The organism is Arthrobacter bambusae, from assembly GCF_030812595.1.
Classification (GTDB): Bacteria; Actinomycetota; Actinomycetes; order Actinomycetales; family Micrococcaceae; genus Arthrobacter; species Arthrobacter bambusae_B.
Map to the genome: position 1 here is coordinate 157794 of NZ_JAUSSZ010000002.1, position 24030 is coordinate 181823.

Here is a 24030-nt window from a genome sequence, read left to right on the forward strand (position 1 = left end):
CCGGGACGACCGGCGGTTCGACCACTTGTTAGAGCACCTGTTCGACCACTGCGGCGGCTGCGGTGCGGTGAAAAATACGCAAGATACTGCGCTCGAGGAGCTGAGCTGGATGACGGATCTGATCGATACCACTGAGATGTATCTTCGGACCATTTTGGAGCTTGAAGAAGAGAACATCGTGGCTCTTCGCGCACGCATCGCCGAGCGCTTGCGGCACTCCGGCCCAACCGTGTCCCAGACGATCGGACGGATGGAACGTGACGGCCTGGTGATTGTGTCCAATGACCGGCACCTTGAGCTGACCGAAATGGGCCGGAAACGCGCTACCGAGGTCATGCGCAAGCACCGGCTCGCGGAACGCCTCCTGGCCGACGTCATCGGCCTGGACTGGGCTTACGTCCACGATGAAGCGTGCCGCTGGGAGCATGTCATGAGTGAGCGCGTCGAACGGCGGCTCTACGAGCTCCTGGACCACCCCACGGAATCGCCCTACGGCAACCCCATTCCCGGACTCGAAGCACTCGGCGGAGCCGCGTCCCACGCCTTTACGGACGGCGTGGTCAACCTCCTCGACGCGATGAACGAATACTCACCTGAAAACCGGGTCACCGTCAGCCGGCTGGCTGAACCGATCCAGGTGGAACCTGAACTTCTGGTGCAACTGGACGAGGGGGGAATCCGCCCCGGCGCCCGGATTTCGCTGGAACGCGTAGGGGAGTACATCTCCGTTCGCGTGCCCAATATCGACGGCGCGCTCGAGCTCCCGCCTGAGGTCGCCACGCACGTGTTTGTCACGGTCGCCTAACCGATCCCGGCAGGCCACCGGGACAAAGATAACGAAATTATTACTGCGGGGGCTTAACCCCCTATAGTTAATTACTGGCGCCGATACCAAAGCGTTACCTGATCCGAAGCCGAGTTCTGCCAGCGGATCAGGTGAATTAGTCCATTCACTGGCAGAAGCGGGGGAACCACCATCGGCTGTCGAAAGACGGCCTTGGGGTGAAGTCCGCAGCGGAAGTGCACATCGCGCAGGGTCCTCCGGGGTAGCCCTGCGCTTCGCGTCCTTCGCGCGGACCGGGTCCACGATCTCTCTGGCCCGAATCCGACAGCTAACTTCGCAGGCTTGCCAGAGAGGAAAGACCTTGACCACGCAGAACACCAGGGGCCGCAGGCGCGCGTCCGGTCCTACTGCTGAGCTGCGGGGCGCAAACGCCGTCGAGCCCGCCCGGCCCCGGGATCCCCATCGCGAACTCCGCCGCCGCAGGGGCCCCTTGCGGCAGATGGCCGAGTTCGCCGCCGCGAGCGGAGCGGGGCAGAAGGCGGGGGTGGCCCTTGCTGCTGCAGGCCTCATCCTGACGGTCGCGGTGCCGGGCAACGGAGCCATGACGGCCACGGCCGACTCAAACCGCGCCGCGTCGGCAGTGGGCACGCAGCCTGAGATTCCCGCCGCGGCAAGTGCAACGATCGACTTTAGCCGCGCTGCGGTTTCCACCACGGCAGATCCGGACAGCAAGCTCAAGCAGCTCCTGAGCGCGCAGTCTGTCGGAACCATCAAGACTTCGTCGTCCAAGGGCACCTTGGGGGCGCCGCTGGACAGCCTGATCACCGCCTCGCCGTTCGGCTACCGCGTGAATCCGATCACGGGCGGTTTGGGAGAGTTCCACCGCGGCCAGGACTTCGTGGCCCAGTGCGGCACCCAGGTCCACGCGGCTGCGGCCGGGAAGGTGACCTTCGCTGGCTGGCATCCGTATGGCGGCGGAAACCGCATTGTGGTGGACCACGGCAACGGCCTGGAAACCACGTACAACCATTTGTCTTCGTTCAACGTCCAGGTAGGCCAGACGGTCAGCCGCGGCGATGTCATCGCGTTGAGCGGCACTACCGGCGCCTCTACCGGCTGCCACCTCCATTTTGAAGTCATGGTCAACGGCGATGTCGTTGATCCCCTGGGCTGGCTGTAGCCAATCCGATGGAGGTCTCTCGCATGCTTGTCACGCTCCGTGACCTGAATGTGACATTCAGCCAAAACTCATGTACCGTCTTACACGCATCAACTTTTAGAGAGTTGATGCACTCGGGTGGATTGCCTAGCTCTGCCACTGCCCGAGGTTCCGTTCGCAAAAAATCGTCTGGCAGAGGCGGGGGACCCACTTATTGGTCATCTTCACCGATGGCCTTGGGGTTAAGTCGCACAGCTTCCGAAAGGGAGGGGTGTGGCCGGATGACTCCCATCCGAATCCGACAGCTTACCTCGCGGGCATAGGGAGAGGCCTCTTAACGTGTCTTCACGCACTACTGTCGCGCGCCACCGTGCCGCGGTCACCAAGACCAACTCGCTTGCCGTTATCGCTAAGACTGTCGGCAGCAACGCCGGCGGCGTAGGCCGCCAGGCAGCAGTTATCGCAGCTGCTTCCGGACTGGTGCTTACCAGCGGTATCGCAGCCAACGCTGCGGAAACCAACGTTCCCCGCGAATCCACTGCCACGTCCGCACTGGAAGTCCAGTCGGTCGCCCAAGCCAGCATTTCGGCCGACTCCTCGGTTGCCATCAAGTACGAGCGCCCGGCGGTCTCCACCGAAGCCGCTCCGGTTGCCGCAGCTCCGGTTGCCACCCAGGAAGCCACTCCTGCTCCTGCTCAGCAGGCCGCAGCTGATAACGGTGCAGCTACCGGCGTGTCAACGCTTTCTGTGACCGCTGCTGTATCGCCCGCTACGAAGGTTGCCAGCGGCAGGGGCGCGGCTATTGCCGCCGCAGCCTACGCGCAGCTTGGCGTTGCCCAGGACTGCACCGCACTGGCTTCGAACTCCCTGGCCGCTGTTGGCATCAACTTCCACGGCTGGCCGGCAGACTACCTCTCCCTCGGCCGCACGGTCAGCGCTGCTGAAGCGCAGCCGGGCGACCTGGTCTACTACCAGAACGGTGGCATGGGCATGGCCCACATCGCCGTTTACGTCGGCAACGGCATGGCAGTCCACGGCGGCTGGAACGGTGGCACCACCGCCCTGTACAGCGTCAACGTCGGCTCCGGCCCGGTCTTCATCCGCGTTGGTGGCTAATTAGCTCCATAGCTTCACTGGAACGTCCCCGCTGGTCCGCCGGCGGGGACGTTCCGTTTTAACCAGCATGCGCCAAGGTGTCCGGCACGTGAACTTTGACCGACACCGTCCTGGAATTCCTGCCAGGATTCGCTGATCCGGCCTCCGGGTGTTTACTCTTAGGTTGTCGATCCACAGCCCGTACATGCAGAGGGCAGCCGGCCCTCGCGCCCCTGACGGGTGCGGCCGTGAAGAGGTACGTGCATGCGCACACTCGTTCTGAATGCTGGATATGAACCGCTGGCGGTAGTAACCTTCCGCCGGGCGCTGGTCCTTGTGCTCACCGGAAAAGCGAGCGTAGTGGCCGAAGGCGACGAGCCTGTCGTCGGGCCACAGGAGATTCTCGGACGTCCCTCCGTGATTCTGCTCAATCGCTACATCCGGCCAAGGTACAACACCATGACGGCGGTTACACGCCGCGGCGTCCTGCGCCGCGACGGTCACCGTTGCGCCTATTGCGGGAAAGCAGCCCACACCATTGACCACGTCCACCCCAAATCCAGGGGCGGCGCGGATTCCTGGGAAAACCTGGTGGCGGCGTGCCTGCGCTGCAACAACGCCAAGAGTGACCACACTCCAGCCGAAATGGGCTGGAAGCTGAAGTTCACTCCTGCGGCGCCTACCGGCACTATCTGGCAGATCAAGGAGCTTGAGAAACCTGCGCCCGCATGGGATCCCTTCCTCCTGCCTGAAACGGCGGCCTGAACCGGAATTGAGCCTGCTTCCCGGGTAATCTGGGCGGGTGGACTTTGATGCGGTGGTACTCGCGGGTGGCAAGTCCTCCCGCCTCGGCGGCGTGCCCAAAGCCCAGCTAAGGTACGACGGCGCCACGCTTCTGCAGCGCGCCCTGACAGCTGCGCGCGGGGCCGGGCGGGTCGTCGTCGTCGGGCCGGATCCCGGAAGTTTGCCGGACAGTACGCTCATCGCACGGGAGGACCCTCCCTTCGGCGGACCGGCCGCCGCAATCGCGGCCGGACTGGCTGCGCTCGAAGAGGGAAGCGGCGAAGGTGCGGACGGCCGGAATCCGTTTCCGCAGGCGCCTTGGGTACTCGTCATGGCCTGCGATATGCCTTTCGCCGCCGCCGCTGTCCCGGTGCTGTTTGAGGTGCTTTCCGGCCACCCTGAAGCGGAAGGAGCCATGTCCTTATCCTCCGATGGCCGGAAGCAGCCGCTTCTTGGGATCTACCGGGCATCCGCTTTGCGACGGGAAGTGCAGGCTGCGGCAGAACAAGATGGCCTGGCCAACTCCGCGGCCTTCCGACTGCTTGCTAGGCTTGATCTGCTGGCCGTGGCTGTCCCTGCAGGTTCCACCGATGACGTGGATACCTGGGACGATGCCGCGGCGCTTGGAGTGGACGGCGACCTGCCGTGACAACAGCTGTACCGGACGGTGGAGGCGTATCGTGAAGAGCCAGGAAGAAACGCTCGAGGAATGGTGCAGGAGCCTCCTGCAAGCGTATGAGCTGGAAAACGTCGAGATCGACGTCAATGAGATCTTGTCCTTGGCGGGTGTCGCGGCGCATTCGGTGGTCCGGCCGGCGGCGCCCTTGACCACTTTCATCGCTGGCTTCGCGGCCGGACTCGCGGCGGGCTCAGGACGAGCCACCGAATCCGCGTCGATGGATGCGGCGCTGGGCCTGGCGCGCACGCTCGCGAAGGACTACACGGACTCTGGAACCGACGCCGGATGACGGAAGCCCCCGAGCATGTCCAGCACGCCGACCACTTGTGGGCGGAAGCACGGCAACTTGCCTTCGATAGCGCCACGCCCATTCCCGCTGCGCCCGTTGTCCTGAAGGACGCGATCGGCAGGACCTTGGCCTCGGATGTCCACGCGTTGCAGGACTTGCCGCACTATGCGTCGTCGGCGATGGATGGCTGGGCCGTCAACGGCAGCGGCCCGTGGATCCTGGCAGAGCCCGGACATCGGTTGGCTCCGCATCAAGCGAGCCCGATCGTCACCGGCGGCTTGATCCCGCCGGGCGCCAAGGCGGTGCTCCGGAGCGAGAGCGGGGTCCTGACCACGGACGAGGACGGCTTGCCGGTCCTCGCGCTTGGCGGGAACGCGAAACCCGGCGAACCGCGCAACGGGCAGCATATCCGCAAGGCGGGCGAAGAAGCTGTGGCGGGCGAGCTGCTGATCAAATCCGGTGTGGTCTTGAATCCCGCCCACCTCGCCCTCGCGGCCCTGGCCGGACGGGATGAACTGGACGTCCTGGGCAAGCCACTCGTGAAACTGCTCCTGACCGGCTCCGAAGTGGTGACCGCGGGGATCCCGGCCCCCGGCCGTGTGCGGGATACCTTCGGTCCCCAGCTCGGCGCCGTCGTCGAACTCCTTGGCGGGATCCGCGGCGGGCAAACCAAGGTGGGCGACTCCTATGACGAATGGCTCTCGGCCCTTGAAGAAGGAGAGCCGTCGCCGGACACGCCACCCGCCGACGTCGTCATCACCACCGGGGGAACCGGCCGTTCGGGGACGGACCACTTCCGCCGGGCCGTTGCCGAGCTCGGCGGCCGCTTGCTGATTGATGGTATTGCGATGCGTCCGGGACATCCGGCGGTCCTGGCCGAGTTGCCGGACGGACGGTTTGTGCTGGGCCTGCCTGGCAATCCGCTCGCGGCCATGATGGTTCTCCTCACGATCGGCGCACCCCTTCTCGCGGGGCTCGGTCACGGCTCGCTGTCCGAGGTCGGGGAAGTACCAAGCGGCGCAATGCTCGACGCCGACCCCGGGCGAACGCGCTTGCTTCCCTTCAGGTTCGTTTACGGCTTGGCGTCGCCGGCCCAGCATGCCGGGCCGGGCATGATGCGCGGCCTCGCGAGTGCGGACGGGGTCATGGTGGTGCCGCCCCACGGCGTGCAACTGGGCGAGGCAGTGCCCGCTTTTCCGTTGCCCTGGGGGCCTCCGCTTCCCCAGCCCAAGTCTCCGGAGGGCAAAGCCAAGAAGCCGCCTGCCAAGCCGGCGCGCAAAGTTTCCTCAGGGCCGGTGGACTGGAGCGCCCTGACCGGTTGAGAATTCCTGTCCCGAATGGACGCGGGTGGAATCGTGCACCACGCCTTGCAATGATGGGGACATGAACAGGCATGCTCCCGAGCAGGACATCAATGAAGATGACCTTCAGATCCACCCGCCGAAGCGCTCTGCCGCCGGCGTCAAAGCAGTCACTGTGGCATTGGAAAGGGGTTGGGCCCAAGCGGGTGTGAGCCGGACCGTCAAGTCGATGCTCCGCGTCAATCAACGGGACGGTTTCGACTGTCCCGGCTGCGCGTGGCCGGAGTCCATCACGGGCAAGCGCAGTCCAGCCGAGTTCTGCGAAAACGGAGCCAAGGCGATCGCCGAGGAGAGCACCACACGCGTGGTCGATGCGGCGTTCTGGGCCCGGCACTCCCTCGCCGAACTTGAGGAGAAGACCGAATACTGGCTGGGGAGCCAAGGGCGCATTGCCGAGCCGGTCGTCATCCGCCCCGGTGATACCCACTATTCGCCGATCAGCTGGACCGATGCTTTCTCCCTGATCGGCGAGCACGTGAACGCCACCACGGCGGACCGTTGCGTTTTCTACACCTCGGGACGCACGGCCAACGAGACCGCGTTCATGTACCAGCTCTTCGCAAGGAGCCTGGGCACCAACAACCTGCCCGATTGCTCGAACATGTGCCACGAGTCTTCCGGTAGCGCGCTCAACCCGACCATCGGCATCGGCAAGGGGACCGTCTCCTTGGAAGACATCCACGAAGCGCAGCTCGTGTTTGTTGTAGGCCAGAACCCGGGCACGAACCACCCGCGCATGCTCTCCGCCCTGCGTGACTGCAAGAAGAACGGGGGCAAGGTTGTAGCCGTCAATCCAATGCCGGAGGCAGGGCTCCTGAACTTCAAGGATCCGCAGTCGCTCAACGGAGTGGTAGGCGGCGGCACGGACATTGCGGATGAATTCCTGCAGATCAAGGTAGGTGGCGACCTTGCCTTGTTCCAGGCACTGGGTCACCTGCTGCTGGAGGAGGAGAAGCGGCAGCCCGGAACAGTGGTGGATCGAGCCTTCATCGAGTCGCGGACCGACGGTTTCAAGGCGTACGCCGAAGCCAGGTCCACGCTGGACTGGGCCGAGACGGAACGCGCCACGGGCCTAAGCCGCATCGAAATCACCAAAGTGGCCGGAATGCTGGCCGCGTCGAAGGGCACCATCATTTGCTGGGCGCTCGGCCTGACCCAGCAACCCCACTCCGTGGACACGTTGCGGGAAATCATCAACCTGCTTCTCTTGCAGGGAAACTTCGGCAAGCGCGGCGCCGGCGCCTGCCCGGTCCGGGGCCACTCCAACGTGCAGGGCGACCGCACCATGGGCATTTGGGAGAAGCCCTCCGAAGCCTTCCTGGCAGCGTTGGAGAAAGAGTTTGGATTCACCATGCCGCGGGCCCACGGATACGACTCCGTGGAAACCCAACACGCCCTGGAGAAGGGCGAGGTGGACGTGTTCGTTTCGATGGGCGGCAACTTTGCGGCCGCGGGCTCGGACACCGTCGCGCTGGAAGAAGGCCTCAAGAGGACAGGGCTGACGGTGCACATTTCCACCAAGCCCAACCGCGCCCACGTGGTGCACGGCAAGACCTCCTTGATCCTGCCCACCTTGGGCAGAACGGACTCGGACGACAAACACCCGGGTGGGCGGCAGATCCTCTCCGTGGAAGATTCCATGTCCGTCATACACTCCACGCAAGGCCGGCTGGCCCCGGTCTCGGAGCACTTGCTCAGCGAACCCGTCATCGTCGCCCGCATGGCGCAGGCGGTCCTCGGTGACGGGCACCCCGTAGATTGGCGTGCCATGGCCGAGGACTACGACGTCATCCGGGACCATATCTCCCGGGTGATCCCGGGGTTCGAGGATTTCAACGCAAGGGTGCGGAGCAAGAATGGATTTGTGCTGCCTAATCCTCCACGGGACACCCGCACATTCGCCACGGACATCGGCAAAGCACGATTCACCGTGAGCCCGCTGGAATACCTTGAAGCCCCGCCCGGCCACTTGATTCTGCAGACGGTCCGCAGCCACGACCAGTACAACACCACGTTCTACGGGCTCGACGACCGCTACCGCGGCATTTCCGACGGCCGCCGGGTCATCCTGGTCCACGCGGACGATCTCAGCGGGCTCGGATTCGAGGACAGGGACATGGTGGACGTCATCTCCACTTTCGGCGGAACGGAACGCCGGGCAGACAAGTTCCGGCTGGTTGCCTATCCCACGGCCAAGGGGTGCGCGGCCGCGTACTTCCCGGAGGCCAACGCCCTGGTCCACCGCGAGCTCGTCGCCCGGATATCCAACACACCGGGCTACAAGGCCATGACGGTGCGGTTCGTCAGGCATGGGGAAGCTGCCGAACCCAAGGAAGCCATGCAGACCAGGGAAGCGGCCGGGACGGTGGGTATCTGAGATGGGACGGGTGACCCAGCGCCGCAAGGTGCACAAGTTTGTCCTGGATGGCTCCGCCCAGGCGCTGGAGCACCCGGTCCGCTACCGCGAGGACTTCCTGGCAGTCGAGGAACCGCTCGAAGTGCGCCTGGGACACATGTCCTTCTCGGTGACCATGCGGACCCCTGGCGACGACTTTGACCTTGTGGCAGGATTCCTCGTCTCCGAAGGCGTCATTTGGGACCCGTCCCAACTCATTTCCTTGCGATTCTGCGCGGGCGAGGACGAGAACGGAGTACAGACGTTCAATGTGGTGGAAGCGCAGTTGCGGCCCGACGTCGTGCTCCCGGAGACCGGCCGCAACGTCTACACCTCCAGCTCGTGCGGGATCTGCGGTACCGACTCCATCGAGGCAGTGCGTAAGTCCTCACACTTCAGTCCCGCCGGAGACCCACTGAGCGTTCCGGCGGAGGTTCTGGCATCGCTGCCTGACCGTCTCCGTGAAGCACAGGCGGTCTTCGAGAAGACCGGGGGAGTGCATGCCGCCGGCCTTTTCAGGATCCACGACGACGGTAGCGCGGAACTCTTGTGCCTGCGGGAAGACGTGGGCAGGCACAATGCGGTGGACAAGGTGGTGGGCTGGGCGCTGCGCGAAGGGCTATTGCCCTTGCGCGGCACAGTCCTGCAGGTCTCCGGGAGGGCATCCTTTGAGCTGGTGCAGAAGGCGGCGCTCGCAGGTATCCCGGTTCTGACCGCCGTCAGTGCGCCCTCAAGCCTCGCCGTGGAGCTTGCACAGGAGAGCGGGCTGACCTTGGTGGGATTCAGCCGCGGGACCAGCCTGAACGTCTACGCGGGCAGTGACCGGGTGGGTGTTCCAGCAAATATCTAGGGACGTGATCTAGGGACGTGGAGGCATAGCCGCCAACCACTTGGCTATTGTTCAGGAACAACGTAGATTTTTTCCATCGAATGGAATCCAATCCTACGAAGAGTGACCTTACCGGTTCAGGCTGCCCGTCACGGTGAGGAAGCCTCTCAACCCAGCCCACCGCTAAAGGGGACTTCAATTGCACGACGACCGCCGGATCACTGAGCAGCGGCTCGAACGTTTTGTCCGGGAGCGGATAGCACCTGCCATCTATGGCCGCGCATTGCCCCTTGAGCTGAGCAGCTGGGATGCCCCGGGAGAGCCGGTCCCGGTCTCCGAAGCGGTCCGTCATGTCTTTGAACCCCAGGAACACGGTGCTGCGTGGGGCAAGGCCTGGAGCACCAAATGGCTTCGGCTTAGGGGTGAAGTCCCGGAAGGTTGGGGAGTGGCCGATGGCACCGCCGTGGAAATCGTGGTCGATCTCGGGTTCAACAATGACGTCCCCGGATTCCAGTGCGAAGGGATCGCCTGGCGGCCGGACGGCACCATCATCAAAGCCATTTCTCCGCGCAACCAGCACGTCCCCTTGAAGCTCCTGGGTGGCGGCCTCTCGGTGGACTTCTACGTGGAAGCAGCCGCCAACCCGGATCTCAGCCAGGGGTGGACCTTCGCGGCGACCCCCCTGGGGGATAAGGCCACCTCCGGAGACGAGCCCCGCTACAGGCTCGGACGGATAGCCATCGCCGAACTCAACGAGGTCGTCTGGGAGCTCCACCAGGATGTCTGGACCCTCAGCGGACTGATGCACGAGCTACCCTTCGACCTACCTCGGCGGCATGAAATCCTCCGCGCCTTCGAGCGCATGCTCGACGTCATGGACCCGGACGATGTTGCCGGTACCGCAGCCGCCGGCAGGGATGCGCTCGCCGAGGTTTTGAGCCGCCCGGCTTACGCCTCGGCCCACCAATTGCTGGCCACCGGCCACGCCCACATTGACTCGGCCTGGCTATGGCCGGTCCGTGAAACCATCCGCAAATGCGCCCGCACGTTCTCCAACGTTGTCGCCCTCATGGATGAGAACCCGGATTTTGTCTTCTCCTGCTCCTCGGCGCAGCAATTGGCTTGGATGAAGGAGTACTACCCTGAATTGTTCATCCGGATCCGGGAGAAGGTGAAGGCCGGGCAATTCGTGCCGGTGGGCGGCATGTGGGTGGAATCGGACACCAACATGCCCGGCGGCGAGGCAATGGCGCGCCAATTCGTGGAAGGCAAGAGCTTCTTCCTGGAGGAATTCGGCGTCGACTGCCAGGAAGCCTGGCTGCCTGACTCCTTCGGATACTCCGGGGCCCTCCCGCAGATCGTCAAGTCTGCAGGTTCCAGGTGGTTCCTGACCCAGAAGATCTCGTGGAACCAAGTCAACAAAATGCCGCACCACACGTTCACCTGGGAGGGCATCGACGGCACTCGTCTTTTTACCCACTTCCCGCCCGTGGACACTTACAACGCCGAGCTTCACGGCCGCGAACTCGCCCACGCCCAGCGCAACTACCGGGAGCATGGCCGCGGCACCGTTTCGCTTGTCCCCTTCGGCTACGGCGACGGCGGTGGCGGACCCACGCGCGAAATGATTGCCGCGGCCCACCGGACTGCGGACCTGGAAGGGTCGCCGAAGGTGCGGATGGGAACCGCCGAGGAGTTCTTCAAGCAGGCCGAGGCTGAGTACCGTAACCTCCCGGTCTGGGTGGGCGAGATGTACCTCGAACTGCACAGGGGGACATACACAAGCCAGGCCAACACCAAACAGGGGAACCGCCGCTCGGAGCACCTGTTGCGGGAGGCCGAGCTTTGGTGCTCGACGGCTGCAGTACGGGCTGCCGGTTCGTTCACCTATCCCGCGGCGGACCTCAAGCGCTTGTGGAGACTCGTGCTGTTGCAGCAGTTCCACGACATCCTGCCGGGCAGCGCCATCGCGTGGGTCCACCAGGACGCGGAACGGAACTATGCCGCGATCGCCCGGGAGCTGGAAGGCATTATCGCCGGTGCCGCGTCTGCACTGTTGGGCGAGGGAGAGACCATGTTCCTGCTCAATGCGGCCCCGCACGAGCGCAATGGCGTTCCCGCGTTCGCCGCTGCCGAGGCGGTGCGCCCGGATGGTCCGGTCAACGTCACAGAACTCGCCGGCGGGTATGTCCTGGACAACGGCATCATCCGCGCGGTGCTGGACGCCAACGGATTGCTCACCTCGCTCACGGACTATGCAACAGACCGTGAGGCGATCGCGCCGGGGCAGTTCGGCAACCACCTTGAACTCCACCGGGACACGCCCAACGAATGGGATGCCTGGGACATCGACGAGTTCTACCGCCGGAACGTCGTCTCCGTGGTCGAGGCGCGATCGGTGACGCTGGAAAGCGCGGGCTGGGACGCCGTCGTCGTCGTTGAGCGGACGGTGGGCTCCTCCACCATCACCCAGCGCATTTCCCTCGAAGCGGGCGCGGAATCCCTCCGTCTTTCCACTACGGTGAACTGGCAGGAACACGAGAAACTCCTGAAGATCGGATTCCCGCTGGATGTCCGTGCCGACCGTTCGGCTTCGGAGACGCAGTTCGGGCACGTATTCCGGGCTACGCACACCAACACCTCCTGGGAAGCCGCCAAGTTCGAATTCTGCGCGCACCGTTGGATCCACGTTGCGGAGCCGGGTTACGGCGTCGCCATCTCCAATGCGTCAAGCTACGGGCATGACGTCACGCGGTCCATCCGCGACGACGGCGGAACCACCACCAACGTCCGCGTATCACTGCTGCGGGCGCCCAAGTTCCCGGACCCCCAGGCCGACCTCGGTGTGCACGTCCTGGACCTGAGCATCCGGCCCGGCGCCAGCATCGGCGGTGCCGTGGAAGAGGGTTACCGGACCAACCTCAAACCGAGGCTGCTGGCGGGTGCGAATCCCGTCGAGCCGCTCTTCACAGTGTTCAACCAAGCGCTGGTCATCGAGGCCGTCAAGCTTGCCGAAGACGGCTCCGGAGATGTGATCGTGCGGCTTTACGAATCGCTGGGAGAGCGCTCCACGGGCCTCATCACGGCGAACTTCGAATCCCGGACGGTGCAATCCGTGGATCTCCTCGAGCGCCCCGTTGAGGCTCCCGGCGTGACGCTTGGAGCGGGAGCCGCCGAACTCACCTTGCGCCCCTTCCAGCTGGTGACCTTGCGTTTCAGTTAGTGGCGGCGGAGCCGGCTGATCGGTCCGGTTTCGGCGGACGCACAGGGTTCATTGGGGAAGCGCCAATCTTCGCTGTTTACCTTTGGACCATGTCCAATGCGATGACGACCCACTCCGGGCGGCTCACAACCGCTCCGGGCCGCATCCTTGCGATCCGTCCCGAACGGGCTCCTATCAGCACGTCCGACGGCAGCCTGATCCTTGACGTCGCGATACCGGTTTACAACGAAGAGGCGGCCCTGGAACCGGCGGTCCGTCGCCTTCACTCCTACCTCAAGGACAGCTTCCCGCACCTGTTCACCATCACCATTGCGGACAATGCCAGCACGGACTCGACCCTGGAGATCGCGCGCAACCTCAGCAAGGAATTCAGCGAAGTGCGCGTTGAGCACCTTGACCAGAAGGGGCGGGGACGAGCGCTTCGCACGGTATGGCTCGCGTCCGAGGCGGCCGTAGTTGCGTATATGGACGTCGATTTGTCCACGGATCTGGCTGCCCTCGGACCGCTCATTGCGCCCCTCTTGTCAGGGCACTCGGATTTGGCGGTCGGAACCCGCCTGAACCGCAACTCACGAGTGATCCGGGGGGCCAAGCGGGAATTCATCTCCCGAAGTTACAACCTCATCCTCCGCGGCTCACTTGGTGCCCGTTTCTCGGATGCCCAGTGCGGCTTCAAAGCCATCCGCTCCGACATTGCGCGCGCCCTCCTGCCATGCACGGTCGACGACGCGTGGTTTTTCGATACCGAACTGCTGGTCATCGCCGACCGCGCCGGCCTCAGGGTGGCTGAGGTGCCGGTCGACTGGATTGATGACCCGGACTCGTCGGTTGACATAGTGCGGACCTCCATCGCCGACTTGAAAGGGATCGCGCGGATCGGGCGGGACCTGATGACGGGCCGGATACCGGTTGCAGAACTGCGCGACGCCCTTGGCCGCAAAGCCCCCGACAAAGGCAACGGCGCACTCCTGGGGCAAATGCTCCGCTTCGGCGTCGTCGGAGTCTTCTCGACATTGGCCTACCTCGCCCTCTTCGTGTTCATGCGCACGATCGCCGATGCGCAGACCGCGAATTTCGTGGCCATGCTCATCACCGCGGTCGCCAATACCGCTGCAAACAGGCGGCTGACCTTCGGGGTGTCCGGAGCTGCAGGCGCCGTCAGGCATCAGTTCCAGGGCCTTGTGGTCTTTGTCCTTGGCCTGCTGTTGACGTCCGGGGTGCTGTTCTGGCTAGCTTCCGCGGGCGAACCCTCCAGAGGGGTCGAAGTAGCCGGCGTCGTCGGCGCCAACCTCCTGGCCACTTTGCTGAAATTCATCCTGTTCAGGGTCTGGGTCTTCAGGCAACCGCGCCTGCCCTAGCCGTGCCGCAGTCCCACCACCGCTCCATGACCAAGTGAAAGACACCATGAGCTCCGAATCCATCACTGTAAGCCATCCCGCCCGGGACCAGAACGCCGCTGCTCCAGCCGCTCCAGGGGAGGCCGCTCTTGCCAAACGGTGGGAGCGCCTGGCCTACGGCGAAAATCAGCCGCGATGGGTCCGCCCCTCGGCGGCGGCGCTGCTCCTGGTTGCGGCGCTGGTCTACTTATGGAACCTGACGAATTCCGGGTACGCCAATTCTTTCTACGCCGCGGCCATCCAGTCCGGGACAAAGGATTGGACTGCCTTGCTCTTCGCGTCCCTAGACCCATCGAATGCCATCACGGTCGATAAACCGCCGGCAGCTTTCTGGATACCCGCACTGCTGGGCCGCGTCTTCGGATTCAGTTCCTTCACCATGCTTCTGCCCCAAGCCGTCATGGGAATCGCGTCCGTCGGGCTGCTCTACTTGGCCGTCAAGCGGGCGGCAGGACCAGCAGCAGGCCTTGTTGCGGGAGCCGCACTTGCCGCTACGCCGGTGGCCGCACTCATGTTCCGTTTCAACAATCCCGACGCCATGATGGTCTTCTGCCTTATGGTGGCCGCTTGGCTGACAGTGGCCGCGACACAGAAAGCCAGCCCTGCCTTGCTTTTCTGGGCAGGCACGTTTGCCGGCATGGCCTTCCTGAGCAAGATGCTCGAAGGGTTGATGACCGTCCCGGCGCTTGGACTTGCCTACCTGTTGGCGGCCCCCGTCCCGCTCAAGAAGAGGCTTCTGCACCTGCTCGGTGCCGCGGGAGGCATCACCCTGGTCAGCGGCGCGTACGCCCTCGTTTTCCAGCTCACCCCGGTTTCCGCGCGGCCATACATGGCGGGCTCGCAAGGAAACTCGCTGTGGGAGCTCGTTTTCGGCTATAACGGGCTCAGCCGGATACTGGGACGCGGCAGCGAATTTCCAGGGGGAGGTGCGGCACCTGACTTCGCACGCTATCCCAGTGGAGCGGGCGCTGCGCCCGGAGGCGGCGGGGCTGGATTCTCGTTCGGCGGCCCTCCCGGAGTCCTCCGCTTGTTCGGCGGCGAGTTCAGCGCGGAGGTGGCTTGGTTGCTGCCCACCGCGTTCCTCCTCCTGGCGGCTGGACTCTGGTTTACGCGCCGGGCGGCGAGAACCGATGCGATCCGTGCTTCCTTGGTCTTGTGGGGCACCTGGCTGGTCATCACAGCCGCGGTCTTTTCCTTCATGAGCGGCACTATCCATGCCTACTACACGGTCGAACTTGCTCCTGCCGTGGCCGCGTTGACCGGCATCGTCGGGGTCCAACTGTGGAGACACCGGTCCCAAGCTGCGTCCCGGGCAGTGCTTGTATCGGCGGTCCTGCTTACGTCGGTCTGGTCGTTTGCGCTGCTGTCCAGCGACACCGCTTGGCTTCCGTGGCTCCGTTGGACGGTGCTCGTTACGGGCGTCGTGGGCGCGGCCTTGATCGCGGCCGGTCCGATCCGGCTCGGGAGGGCCGGCGCAGCGGCGGCGATCCTGGCGCTCTTGTCAGCAGGACTTGGCACAGGTGCGTGGACCGTAGCCACCGCGGCTACGGGACATACGGGAGGCTCGCCAGCCGCCGGACCGGATTCGGGGAGGAACAACCAGTCGATGGGGCTGGCCGCCATCACGAGCCCGGCCAGTACAGGCTCACGTAACGGGGCATCCGGCCGCTTCCGTGATTCCGGTCCTGGCACCGCCCAAGCCATGGCAGGGGGATTCACGGAACCCCTCGGAAATGCCGCAATGGACAAGCTTCTTCAGGGGTCGACGACGAAATGGTCTGCCGCAACAGTCGGGGCGAACAGCGCCGCCGCCCTCGAGCTGGGTTCAAATACCTCTGTGATGGCCATTGGCGGTTTCAGCGGTTCTGATCCGTTCCCGACCCTGGACCAGTTCAAGCAAATGGTTGCCTCTGGGCAGATTTCCTATTTCGTCCCGGGCAGTCCGTTTGGCGGCCCGGGTGGCCAAGGCCCACAAGGCAGGGCCGGTGCCCCGGAATCCGAAAATCCCGGTCAGGGTCCCGCGGCCCGCGGTGGCAATGGGGACGATTCGCGTGGCCTGGGACGGGCAGGCGGGAACGGCACCTCCTCGGCCATCACGCAATGGGTCGAAGCAACGTTCCCGGCTACCACGGTAGGAGGGAGCACCGTCTACAAGCTGCACCAATGAGTGGGCAGCCCCGCCCGGCGTCAGACCTCGTGCTGGAGACGCTTGACGAACTGCTTGGTACGTTCTTCCCGCGGCCCGCGCAAGACCTCAGCGGCTGGTCCGCGCTCCACCACCACGCCGCCGTCCATGAAGATCACTTCATCGGCGACCTGGCGGGCAAAGGCGAGTTCGTGCGTCACGATCACCATGGTCCACCCCTCGTCGGCGAGTTCCTTGATGACTCCTAGTACTTCACCCACGAGTTCCGGATCCAGGGCCGAGGTGGGCTCGTCGAAGAGCAACAGTTGGGGTTTGAGGGCCAACGCGCGCACGATTCCCACCCGTTGTTGCTGCCCGCCCGACAGCTCGAAGGGGTAGGCGTCGCGTTTGTCCGCCAGGCCAACCCGGGCAAGGAGCCGCTCGGCCTCTGCCACGACTTCCGCCCGGGGACGCTTCTGGACCTGGAGCGGTCCCTCGATGATGTTCTTGAGCACCGTCATGTGCGGGAACAGGTTGTAGTGCTGGAACACCATGGCGCTCCGGTCCCGGAGGGCGGCGATCTCGCGCTTGCCCACCGTGCCGGCGAAATCCAGGGTCAGCCCCGCGCCGGATCCCCTGACCGTCCCGGCGTCCGCGTCCCCGAAGGTGACCGTGCCGGCGTCGGGCACTTCAAGGCCGTTAAGTGAGCGCAGGACGGTTGTCTTCCCGGAACCGGAAGGCCCGATCAAGGCGACCACCTGTCCGCGGCGGACATCGATATCGATGCCGCGCAGCACCTCGTTGCTGCCGAAGGCTTTGGCGAGGTTCCGTGCGGACAAGACCAGCTTGGAGTTCCCCTCGGGGGTGTTGCTGGGCTCAGTGGGCGACATAACGGTCCAATCTGCGCTCCAGGGCGGACTGGCCCGTGGAGAGAACGAGGCAAATGACCCAGTAGACCAAGGCGGATTCGAGGTACAGGATCATGAATTCCTGGCTGAAAGCGGCGATCTGCTGGGCGTTGCGGAAGAGTTCGGTGACCAGGATCAGTGAAGCCAGCGAGGTGTCCTTGACGAGGGAAATGAAGGTGTTGGACAGTGGCGGCACCGATACCCTGGCCGCTTGCGGGAGGATGATCCGCACGAGCGTTTGCGGTCGGGACATGCCAATGGTGTGCCCGGCCTCCCATTGGCCTTTGGGCACGGAAAGGATCGCGGCGCGGATGACCTCGGCCGCGTAACCGCCCACATTGAGGGAAAACGCGATGATGGCGCTCGGCCAAGGCTCCAGCTTCACGCCGATGCTCGGGAGGCCGTAGAAGATCACGAACAACTGCACCAGCAGGGGAGTGCCCCGGATCACCGAGATGTAGAAGCGCGCGACGGCGGAGAGCAGCCTGTTGGGGCTCAGGCGCAAGAGGGCAACGAGCAGTGCCAAGGCCAAGCCCAAGGCGAACGAGGCCAGGGTCAGGGGGATTGTGCCCGTGACCGCGCCACCGATGATTGGCCCGAAGGAACTCCAGACGAGGTCCCAGTTGAAGGTCATCTGTTCGGCCGCCGGCTACTTGGTAACGTCTGCGCCGAAGTACTTCTCGGAGATCTTGGCCAGGGTGCCGTCGGCCCGCAGGTCCGTCAGGGCTTTGTCTACTGCGTTCTTGAGTTCGGTGGATCCCTTGCGCAAGACCAAAGCGCTTTGTGTCTTGTCAGTGGTCTCGGCGGCGACCTTCAAGCCGGAGTCCGGGGTGCTCTTGGCGTAGTCGAGATAGGTCAGCTTGTCGTTGACGGTCGCGTCGACGCGGCCTTGGCGCACCAGGGCGACGGCTTGCGCCCAGCCTTCGACGGATTGGACGTTGGCGCCTGCATCAACCGCCATCTTGTAGAAGTTGCTGGTCAATGACTGGGCGGTGGTCTTGCCCTTGAGATCCGCGAAGCTGTGGATGGAATTGTTGTCGGACTTGGTCACGACAACCCCATTGGAGACCGTGTATGGCGCCGAGAAGTCGTACTTGGCCGTGCGCTCAGGGTTGATGGAGATCTGGTTGGCGATCATATCGAAGCGCTTGGCGTCAAGGCCCGCGAAGATGCCATCGAACTGGGTCTCCTGGAACGTTGCCTTTACTCCGAGCTTGCCGGCGACGGCCTGGGCGATTTCGACATCGAAGCCCGTGAGGGGACCGGCCCCGTTGTCATGGAAGCTGAACGGCCGGTACGTGCCTTCGGTGGCGATGACGATCTCGCCTTTGGACTTGACGTCGGAGAGCGAAGTGTCTCCACCCGAGGTAGTCGACGGAGATGAACCGCCGCTGCAAGCGGACAGTGCCAGCGCGACGGCGGCAAGGGTTGCGGACAGGGCGGTTCGGCGGGAAGGCAGGATCTTCATGGAAGCCATCTTAGTCACGCGCCCGGACACGATTGGCGCGGGTGTACACAGGAGGACGCTTAATAAGGCTGAGTGGGGGCGGTCCCCAACAGCCCGCCACCACTCATCCCCCCAAAAGTGCTTCCGCACGCGCCACGAACCTTGGAAACCCGTTCAAGATTCAAAGGTCAGGCTGCGTCGCCTTCACACATTCATAATTATGCCACGATATAATGGATTTATGAAAGAGGTTACGCGGTATTTTTTTACGCGGAATTTTTTTGCCTGATCCTGCGGCTGGTCCGGCGTGCAACGGTCTTGGACAGCCAGATGCCTCCCAGGCCAAGCGCAGCCGCCAAGGCGGCAGAATAGTTGATGAGCGGCCTAAGCCACGTATTCGATAGCGGGATGAGCGGAAAGACCTGGGAAACGATCAACAACACGAGGCCCAGGAGCAGCGTTGCCGATGCCGTCCGGAGCAGGACGGGACCCGGGTTTCTAATGGATCGCCACATGCCCGGGATAAGGCACGCGGCCACGTAGCCCGGGTAAAACCGTCCCAATGCCGCGTAGGCCTCCAGTGACGGTCCCCAATTCAGGCCGGTCAGGCCAACAGTGGAGCCCGAGGTGTCCACCGAGAAGAAGAAGACGGCCGTCAGGACTGCCGTGCCTCCCAGGACCGCCAAGCCAATCGGCCCCCGGATGGCACGGTCCCCACCGCGCGAGCCAAAGGCCATGGCCACCTTGATGCCCAAGAGCAGGAACGTTGCGTAGAGCATGAACCGGAGCAGCAGGTTGCAGAGGTTGAAGCCGCCCAGCCATGCGTCGATCAGCAAGTACGGGCCCTCGATGCTGAGCAGGATGTCGAGGGTAAACAGCGCGAACAGGACGAACATCATCCGGTTCTCGCCCCGTATGGCGCTGGGAATACGAATGGCCGTCAATATGAGGCAAATGAGCAGCGTGACCCAGGCCAACACGGTGATCATCCCAGGTTCTCCCAAATTCTGTTGTTGTGGTCGAGCTCGTGCTCATGGCGGCGTAGGGACCTGCCCAGTGCCTGCAGCCGCTCTCCGGCCAACAGGGCTAATTCGCCGTCGCTCATCCTGTCCAAGGCGTCCCGCCGGGCCCCCGGCGGCCATCCGGCTTCGGTCTCCGTGACGAGGCCGCTGGCCACGAGGCCTCCGGCCGGTCCGACGCCGGCGGCGCGGGATGTTGCCAAGGCCAGTTCCGGCGGCAGCCGGTTGGCTGTCAGATGGGCGGAGAAGTTCTGCGGTGCGATCCCGGTGGCCTCACTGACCCGGTGGCGCAGCTCGCCGTCGTCGATCGCGTCCACCCAGTTCCTGACCGAACTCGCGTGTGGAGTATCCGCCAAGTCCAAGGGCGGGACGCCGTCCCGGGGGTCCGAGCGCTCCACGATGGCACGCAGCAGATCCATGGTGGAGACCTGGCTGACGAGTTCCGCATCGGTGGGGGGAACCTGGGTCCCACGAAGCGCCGCGTAGGCCTCGAATTGTGCCAATGCGTCGAAGGGATTCATGTCGAAGGCGCGGCTGATGCTCACGAGCGAACTCTCGGCCACCTTGCCGCGGACCAACTGCTGGGCCAGGGTGGAGCGTTTCACCCCCGAAAAGCGGCAGACATCGGCGGTGCTTGTGTCCGGAGCGATCCCGTGCAGCCAGCGTTGGAACGCCTTGGAAGGGAGGGGCATGAACCACTTTCTGATAGTCGGGACCGGCGGCCGGTTCCTGGCGGGAGGTTCCCGCCTGCTCGCATGAGGTCGATTTTACGATGCAGGCACATTGAATTATGCTTGATTCTCGAACCCGCTGGTCCGCACACCCCCCAAGTACGGACCGGCGGGTTCTTCTATGCCCGACTCTTTTCGCACGGCAGGGCTTTCGCACGGACACCCCTTCGCATGGCCGGCCTTTCCGCTCGCGGGCGGAGCAGTGAGAGGATAGACCAATGACTGCAACGCTTGTCGCCAAGGAACTCTCCGGCGGCCACGGTCACCGCACCTTGTTCTCGAAGCTTTCCCTCACTGTCGCGCCGGGAGATGTCGTCGGTGTTGTCGGCGCCAACGGCGCCGGGAAATCCACCCTGCTGCGCATCCTTGCGGGAGCTGACCGTCCCCAAGAGGGCACCGTCAACCTCGCTCCCAGTGACGCCTTTGTGGGCTGGCTGCCCCAGGAACACGAACGCACGCCCGGTGAAACCGTCGCCGCCTACATCGCCCGCCGCACCGGTTGCGCCCAGGCGACGGAGGATATGGAGGCCGGCGCCGAAGGGCTCTCAGCCGGGACCCAGGACGCCGACGACGCGTACTCCCTCGCTTTTGACCGCTGGATGGCATCGGGAGCGGCGGACCTGGAGGACCGCATCCCCGCGGTGTTGGCGGAGCTCGGCCTGGAAGCCGGTCCGGAGGCTCTCATGACCGGCTTGTCCGGCGGGCAGGCCGCCCGCGTTGCCCTGGCGGCGCTCCTGTTGAGCCGCTTCGACATCGTCCTCCTCGATGAGCCCACCAATGATTTGGACCTCGACGGACTTGCCCGCCTTGAATCATTCGTCCAGGGCCTCCGCGGCGGCGCGGTGCTGGTCTCGCATGACCGTGAGTTCCTGGCACGCTGCGTCACCAAGGTGCTGGAACTGGACCTTGCCCAGAACAGCGTGGCGGTCTACGACGGCGGATACGACTCCTTCCTCGAAGAGCGGGCGGTGGCCAAGCGGCACGCCCGGGAACGTTACGAGGAGTTCGCCAACACCAAGGCAGATCTCGTGTCCCGGGCCAGGACGCAGCGCGAATGGAGCTCGCAGGGCGTCCGCAACGCCATGAAAAAAAGTCCGGACAACGACAAAATCCGCAGGGCGGCGAGCGTTGAGTCCTCGGAAAAGCAGGCCCAGAAAGTCCGGCAGATGGAATCGCGTATCGCCCGGCTCGACGAGGTGGAAGAGCCGCGGAAGGAATGGCAGTTGCAGTTCAGCATCGGCCAGGCGCCGCGGTCCAGTGCCGTCGTCGCCACCTTGCGGGACGTCGTCGCGCACCAAGGCGATTTCACGCTGGGACCCGTGAACCTCCAACTCAACGGCGGCGAACGGATTGGGATCACGGGGCCGAACGGCGCGGGAAAGTCCACCCTGCTGCGGCTGCTGCTGGGGCTTCAACAGCCCGACGCCGGAGACGCCTCCATGGGTGCGTCCGTGGCGGTCGGCGAGATCGACCAAGCACGGGGACTGCTGGCGGGGCACCTCACCCTGGCGGACGCGGTCGAAGCCGTCCTGAACGACTGGAACTCCGCCGATGTCCGCACGCTCCTGGCCAAGTTCGGCCTGAAGGCGGACCACACCGCGCGGACCGTGGACTCCCTGTCCCCGGGCGAGCGGACCCGCGCTGCGCTCGCGTTGCTTCAGGCACGCGGGATCAACCTCCTGGTCCTCGACGAACCCACCAACCACCTCGACCTGCCGGCCATCGAGCAGCTTGAGGAAGCCCTCGAAAGCTACGACGGCGCGCTGCTGCTCGTCACGCACGATCGCCGCTTGCTTGAAAACGTCCGGCTCGATGCCCGTTGGCACCTCGACAACGGCGCCGTGACCGAACTGCACCACACCACCGGATTAGGAAACAAAAAGCCATGAGCATGGATGGCGTCGCCTGGCGTTCGCTCTACAACATCACCCGGGCAAAGAGCGGCTCGCAGCCGTTCTCCAAGGAAACCATCAAACGCGTGCTGGCGTTCGCCAGGCCCCATCGCAACAAGCTGATCGCCTTCGTGCTGGCCTCGATCGGGGGAGCCTTCCTTGCGGTCGCCACCCCGGTGCTGGCAGGCCGGGTGGTCGACGCGATCATCGCCCGCACAAGCGCGGACGTCGTGATCGGCCTCGCGGGGCTCATTGCCGCGGTGGCAGTCGCCGATGCCGGGCTCGGCCTGCTCACGCGCTGGTTGTCCTCGGTGATCGGCGAAGGCGTGATCGTGGACCTGCGGACGCGGGTTTTCGACCATGTGCAACGCATGCCCATCGCCTTCTTCACGCGGACCCGCACAGGAGCCCTCGTCAGCCGGCTCAACAATGACGTCATCGGCGCCCAGTCGGCGTTCGCCGGCACGCTCTCCGGAGTTGTCAGCAACGTGGTCTCCTTGGCCTTGACCCTCATCGTCATGCTCCACACCTCCTGGCTGGTCACCGTGCTCGCCATGGTCTTGTTGCCGATCTTCCTCATTCCCGCCCGGCGGATGGGCTCAAAACTCGCGGACCTGCGCCGGGAAGCCGCCGAGCACAACGCCGCGATGGGAACGCAAATGACCGAGCGCTTCTCCGCGCCCGGCGCGACGCTCGTGAAACTGTTCGGCCGCCCGAACGAGGAATCCGCCGAGTTCGCCCTGCGGGCGGGCCGGGTGCGCGACATCGGCGTCCGCACGGCGATGCTGCAATTCACCTTCATCACTGCGCTGACCCTGGTTTCGGCCCTCGCCCTCGCGCTGGTCTACGGCCTGGGCGGTTGGCTCGCGCTTGGCGGCCAGCTCGCAGCGGGCGACGTCGTGGTGCTGGCCTTGCTCCTCACCCGCCTTTATGCTCCGCTCACGGCGCTTTCCAGCGCGCGGGTGGAAGTGATGAGTGCCCTGGTCAGCTTCGAGAGGGTCTTCGAGATCCTGGACCTTGAGCCGCTCATCCAGGAAAAGCCGGGCGCTGCCGCCGTGCCTCCGGGACCCGTCGCGGTCGAGTTCGACAACGTCCGCTTCGCCTACCCTTCCGCCGACAAGGTGTCCCTCGCGTCGCTGGAGGACGTGGCCACGCTCGATACCCGCGGGGGCGAGGAAGTCCTGCATGGAATCAGTTTCCGGGTAGAGCCCGGGCAGACCGTGGCGTTGGTTGGTTCCTCAGGTGCCGGCAAGTCCACGGTGGCACAACTGTTGTCCCGCTTGTACGACGTCGATTCCGGCGCCGTCCGCTTGGGCGGCTTTGGGCCGGGGACCGGGATGGACGTTCGCGACGTCACGTTCGATTCCCTCCGGGACACCCTGGGAATGGTCACGCAGGACGGCCACCTGTTCCACGAAAGCATTGCTTCCAACCTCCGGCTTGCCCGACCGGGTGCGAGCGACGAGGAAATGTGGGACGTACTGCGGCGGGCCAGGCTCGAAGACATGGTGCGTTCCCTGCCCGACGGCCTGGAGACCGTGGTTGGGGAGCGCGGCTACCGGCTCTCGGGCGGTGAGCGTCAACGGCTCACCATAGCCCGGCTCCTCATCAAGCAGCCGAAAGTTGTCATCCTCGACGAAGCCACCGCGGCACTGGACTCCACGAATGAAGCCGCCGTGCAGGCAGCCTTGGGCGAAGCGCTCGAGGGGCGCACCGCCGTCGTGATCGCCCACCGCCTGTCCACTATCCGCGCCGCTGACGCGATCCTGGTGGTCGAGGACGGTTACATCGTCGAGCGCGGAACCCATGCCGAACTGCTCGCAGCGGGCGGCCGCTACGCCGAGCTGTACAACACCCAATTCGCGGAGGCCACGGCTGTGGCCCAGCAAGCTGTTCCGGAGCTGTAAGGCGCAG

Annotated in this window: 19 protein-coding genes and 2 riboswitches; of the genes, 14 read left to right on the plus strand and 5 right to left on the minus strand. The window is 64.6% G+C overall.

The window, feature by feature from the left end; translation table 11 throughout:
- Nucleotides 1-109: 109 nt before the first annotated feature.
- The 12 genes from J2S96_RS04215 (at nt 110) to J2S96_RS04270 (ending at nt 16161) form a co-directional block, all read left to right on the plus strand.
- The gene (locus J2S96_RS04215) at nt 110-805 is read left to right on the plus strand and encodes a metal-dependent transcriptional regulator (RefSeq protein ID WP_306860218.1); all 696 of its coding nucleotides are present in this window, start codon (nt 110-112) and stop codon (nt 803-805) included.
- A gap of 128 nt (nt 806-933) precedes the next feature.
- Nucleotides 934-1142, plus strand: a riboswitch (cyclic di-AMP (ydaO/yuaA leader).
- Nucleotides 1143-1145: 3 nt separating this feature from the next.
- Nucleotides 1146-1964 carry a M23 family metallopeptidase gene (locus tag J2S96_RS04220; RefSeq protein WP_306860220.1) on the plus strand — a complete coding sequence of 273 codons (819 nt, stop codon included), beginning with the start codon at nt 1146-1148 and terminating at the stop codon, nt 1962-1964.
- 145 nt (nt 1965-2109) lie between these two features.
- Nucleotides 2110-2277, plus strand: a riboswitch (cyclic di-AMP (ydaO/yuaA leader).
- Nucleotides 2278-2282: 5 nt separating this feature from the next.
- A complete protein-coding gene (locus tag J2S96_RS04225) occupies nt 2283-3059 on the plus strand; it encodes an NlpC/P60 family protein (protein ID WP_306860222.1) in 777 nt (258 codons plus the stop codon).
- Between the two features lie 243 nt (nt 3060-3302).
- The gene (locus J2S96_RS04230) at nt 3303-3803 is read left to right on the plus strand and encodes an HNH endonuclease (RefSeq protein WP_306860224.1); all 501 of its coding nucleotides are present in this window, start codon (nt 3303-3305) and stop codon (nt 3801-3803) included.
- A 37-nt stretch (nt 3804-3840) separates the two neighbouring features.
- Nucleotides 3841-4470, plus strand: a complete 630-nt coding sequence (gene mobA, locus J2S96_RS04235; RefSeq protein ID WP_306860228.1) for a molybdenum cofactor guanylyltransferase — start codon at nt 3841-3843, stop codon at nt 4468-4470.
- A gap of 31 nt (nt 4471-4501) precedes the next feature.
- Nucleotides 4502-4789 carry a DUF6457 domain-containing protein gene (locus tag J2S96_RS04240; protein WP_306860230.1) on the plus strand — a complete coding sequence of 96 codons (288 nt, stop codon included), beginning with the start codon at nt 4502-4504 and terminating at the stop codon, nt 4787-4789.
- Complete coding sequence (locus J2S96_RS04245) at nt 4786-6111, plus strand: molybdopterin molybdotransferase MoeA (protein WP_306860233.1); 1326 nt, start codon at nt 4786-4788, stop codon at nt 6109-6111. Before J2S96_RS04240 ends, J2S96_RS04245 begins: the two co-directional genes overlap by 4 nt.
- Before the next feature lie 61 nt (nt 6112-6172).
- Nucleotides 6173-8527, plus strand: coding sequence for an FdhF/YdeP family oxidoreductase (locus tag J2S96_RS04250; RefSeq protein ID WP_306860235.1), 2355 nt, complete (start codon nt 6173-6175; stop codon nt 8525-8527).
- 1 nt (nt 8528) lies between these two features.
- On the plus strand, nt 8529-9395 hold the full coding sequence (gene fdhD / locus J2S96_RS04255; RefSeq protein ID WP_306860237.1) for a formate dehydrogenase accessory sulfurtransferase FdhD: 867 nt from the start codon (nt 8529-8531) through the stop codon (nt 9393-9395).
- A 178-nt stretch (nt 9396-9573) separates the two neighbouring features.
- Nucleotides 9574-12597: an alpha-mannosidase gene (locus J2S96_RS04260; RefSeq protein ID WP_306860238.1), complete on the plus strand. Its 3024-nt coding sequence runs from the start codon at nt 9574-9576 to the stop codon at nt 12595-12597.
- Nucleotides 12598-12686: 89 nt separating this feature from the next.
- Nucleotides 12687-13955: a bifunctional glycosyltransferase family 2/GtrA family protein gene (locus tag J2S96_RS04265; RefSeq protein WP_306860240.1), complete on the plus strand. Its 1269-nt coding sequence runs from the start codon at nt 12687-12689 to the stop codon at nt 13953-13955.
- Nucleotides 13956-14001: 46 nt separating this feature from the next.
- On the plus strand, nt 14002-16161 hold the full coding sequence (locus tag J2S96_RS04270) for a glycosyltransferase family 39 protein (protein WP_306860242.1): 2160 nt from the start codon (nt 14002-14004) through the stop codon (nt 16159-16161).
- Nucleotides 16162-16181: 20 nt separating this feature from the next.
- On the opposite strand, the gene J2S96_RS04275 is transcribed toward J2S96_RS04270, so the two are convergent.
- From J2S96_RS04275 to J2S96_RS04295, 5 genes are all read right to left on the minus strand, one after another.
- The gene (locus J2S96_RS04275; protein ID WP_306860245.1) at nt 16182-17009 is read right to left on the minus strand and encodes an amino acid ABC transporter ATP-binding protein; all 828 of its coding nucleotides are present in this window, start codon (nt 17007-17009) and stop codon (nt 16182-16184) included.
- Nucleotides 16996-17661: an amino acid ABC transporter permease gene (locus tag J2S96_RS04280; RefSeq protein ID WP_306860246.1), complete on the minus strand. Its 666-nt coding sequence runs from the start codon at nt 17659-17661 to the stop codon at nt 16996-16998. The genes J2S96_RS04275 and J2S96_RS04280 overlap by 14 nt, the downstream gene beginning before the upstream one ends.
- A 15-nt stretch (nt 17662-17676) precedes the next feature.
- A complete protein-coding gene (locus tag J2S96_RS04285) occupies nt 17677-18495 on the minus strand; it encodes an amino acid ABC transporter substrate-binding protein (protein ID WP_306860250.1) in 819 nt (272 codons plus the stop codon).
- A gap of 245 nt (nt 18496-18740) precedes the next feature.
- On the minus strand, nt 18741-19463 hold the full coding sequence (locus J2S96_RS04290; RefSeq protein WP_306860252.1) for a hypothetical protein: 723 nt from the start codon (nt 19461-19463) through the stop codon (nt 18741-18743).
- The gene (locus J2S96_RS04295; protein ID WP_306860254.1) at nt 19460-20185 is read right to left on the minus strand and encodes a hypothetical protein; all 726 of its coding nucleotides are present in this window, start codon (nt 20183-20185) and stop codon (nt 19460-19462) included. Before J2S96_RS04295 ends, J2S96_RS04290 begins: the two co-directional genes overlap by 4 nt.
- 257 nt (nt 20186-20442) lie before the next feature.
- On the opposite strand from J2S96_RS04295, the gene J2S96_RS04300 reads away from it, so the two are divergent.
- On the plus strand, nt 20443-22113 hold the full coding sequence (locus J2S96_RS04300; RefSeq protein WP_306860256.1) for an ABC-F family ATP-binding cassette domain-containing protein: 1671 nt from the start codon (nt 20443-20445) through the stop codon (nt 22111-22113).
- Complete coding sequence (locus J2S96_RS04305; protein WP_306860258.1) at nt 22110-24023, plus strand: ABC transporter ATP-binding protein; 1914 nt, start codon at nt 22110-22112, stop codon at nt 24021-24023. Before J2S96_RS04300 ends, J2S96_RS04305 begins: the two co-directional genes overlap by 4 nt.
- Nucleotides 24024-24030 lie beyond the last annotated feature (7 nt).

Coding starts and splice junctions, on each gene's coding strand:
- J2S96_RS04305 (WP_306860258.1), top strand. CDS start 22,110: ATGAGCATGGATGGCGTCGCCTGGCGTTCGCTCTACAACATCACCCGG.
- J2S96_RS04280 (WP_306860246.1), bottom strand. CDS start 17,661: ATGACCTTCAACTGGGACCTCGTCTGGAGTTCCTTCGGGCCAATCATC.
- J2S96_RS04230 (WP_306860224.1), top strand. CDS start 3,303: ATGCGCACACTCGTTCTGAATGCTGGATATGAACCGCTGGCGGTAGTA.
- J2S96_RS04275 (WP_306860245.1), bottom strand. CDS start 17,009: ATGTCGCCCACTGAGCCCAGCAACACCCCCGAGGGGAACTCCAAGCTG.
- J2S96_RS04265 (WP_306860240.1), top strand. CDS start 12,687: ATGTCCAATGCGATGACGACCCACTCCGGGCGGCTCACAACCGCTCCG.
- J2S96_RS04250 (WP_306860235.1), top strand. CDS start 6,173: ATGAACAGGCATGCTCCCGAGCAGGACATCAATGAAGATGACCTTCAG.
- J2S96_RS04295 (WP_306860254.1), bottom strand. CDS start 20,185: ATGCCCCTCCCTTCCAAGGCGTTCCAACGCTGGCTGCACGGGATCGCT.
- J2S96_RS04290 (WP_306860252.1), bottom strand. CDS start 19,463: ATGATCACCGTGTTGGCCTGGGTCACGCTGCTCATTTGCCTCATATTG.
- J2S96_RS04285 (WP_306860250.1), bottom strand. CDS start 18,495: ATGAAGATCCTGCCTTCCCGCCGAACCGCCCTGTCCGCAACCCTTGCC.
- J2S96_RS04270 (WP_306860242.1), top strand. CDS start 14,002: ATGAGCTCCGAATCCATCACTGTAAGCCATCCCGCCCGGGACCAGAAC.
- J2S96_RS04215 (WP_306860218.1), top strand. CDS start 110: ATGACGGATCTGATCGATACCACTGAGATGTATCTTCGGACCATTTTG.
- J2S96_RS04245 (WP_306860233.1), top strand. CDS start 4,786: ATGACGGAAGCCCCCGAGCATGTCCAGCACGCCGACCACTTGTGGGCG.
- fdhD (WP_306860237.1), top strand. CDS start 8,529: ATGGGACGGGTGACCCAGCGCCGCAAGGTGCACAAGTTTGTCCTGGAT.
- J2S96_RS04300 (WP_306860256.1), top strand. CDS start 20,443: ATGACTGCAACGCTTGTCGCCAAGGAACTCTCCGGCGGCCACGGTCAC.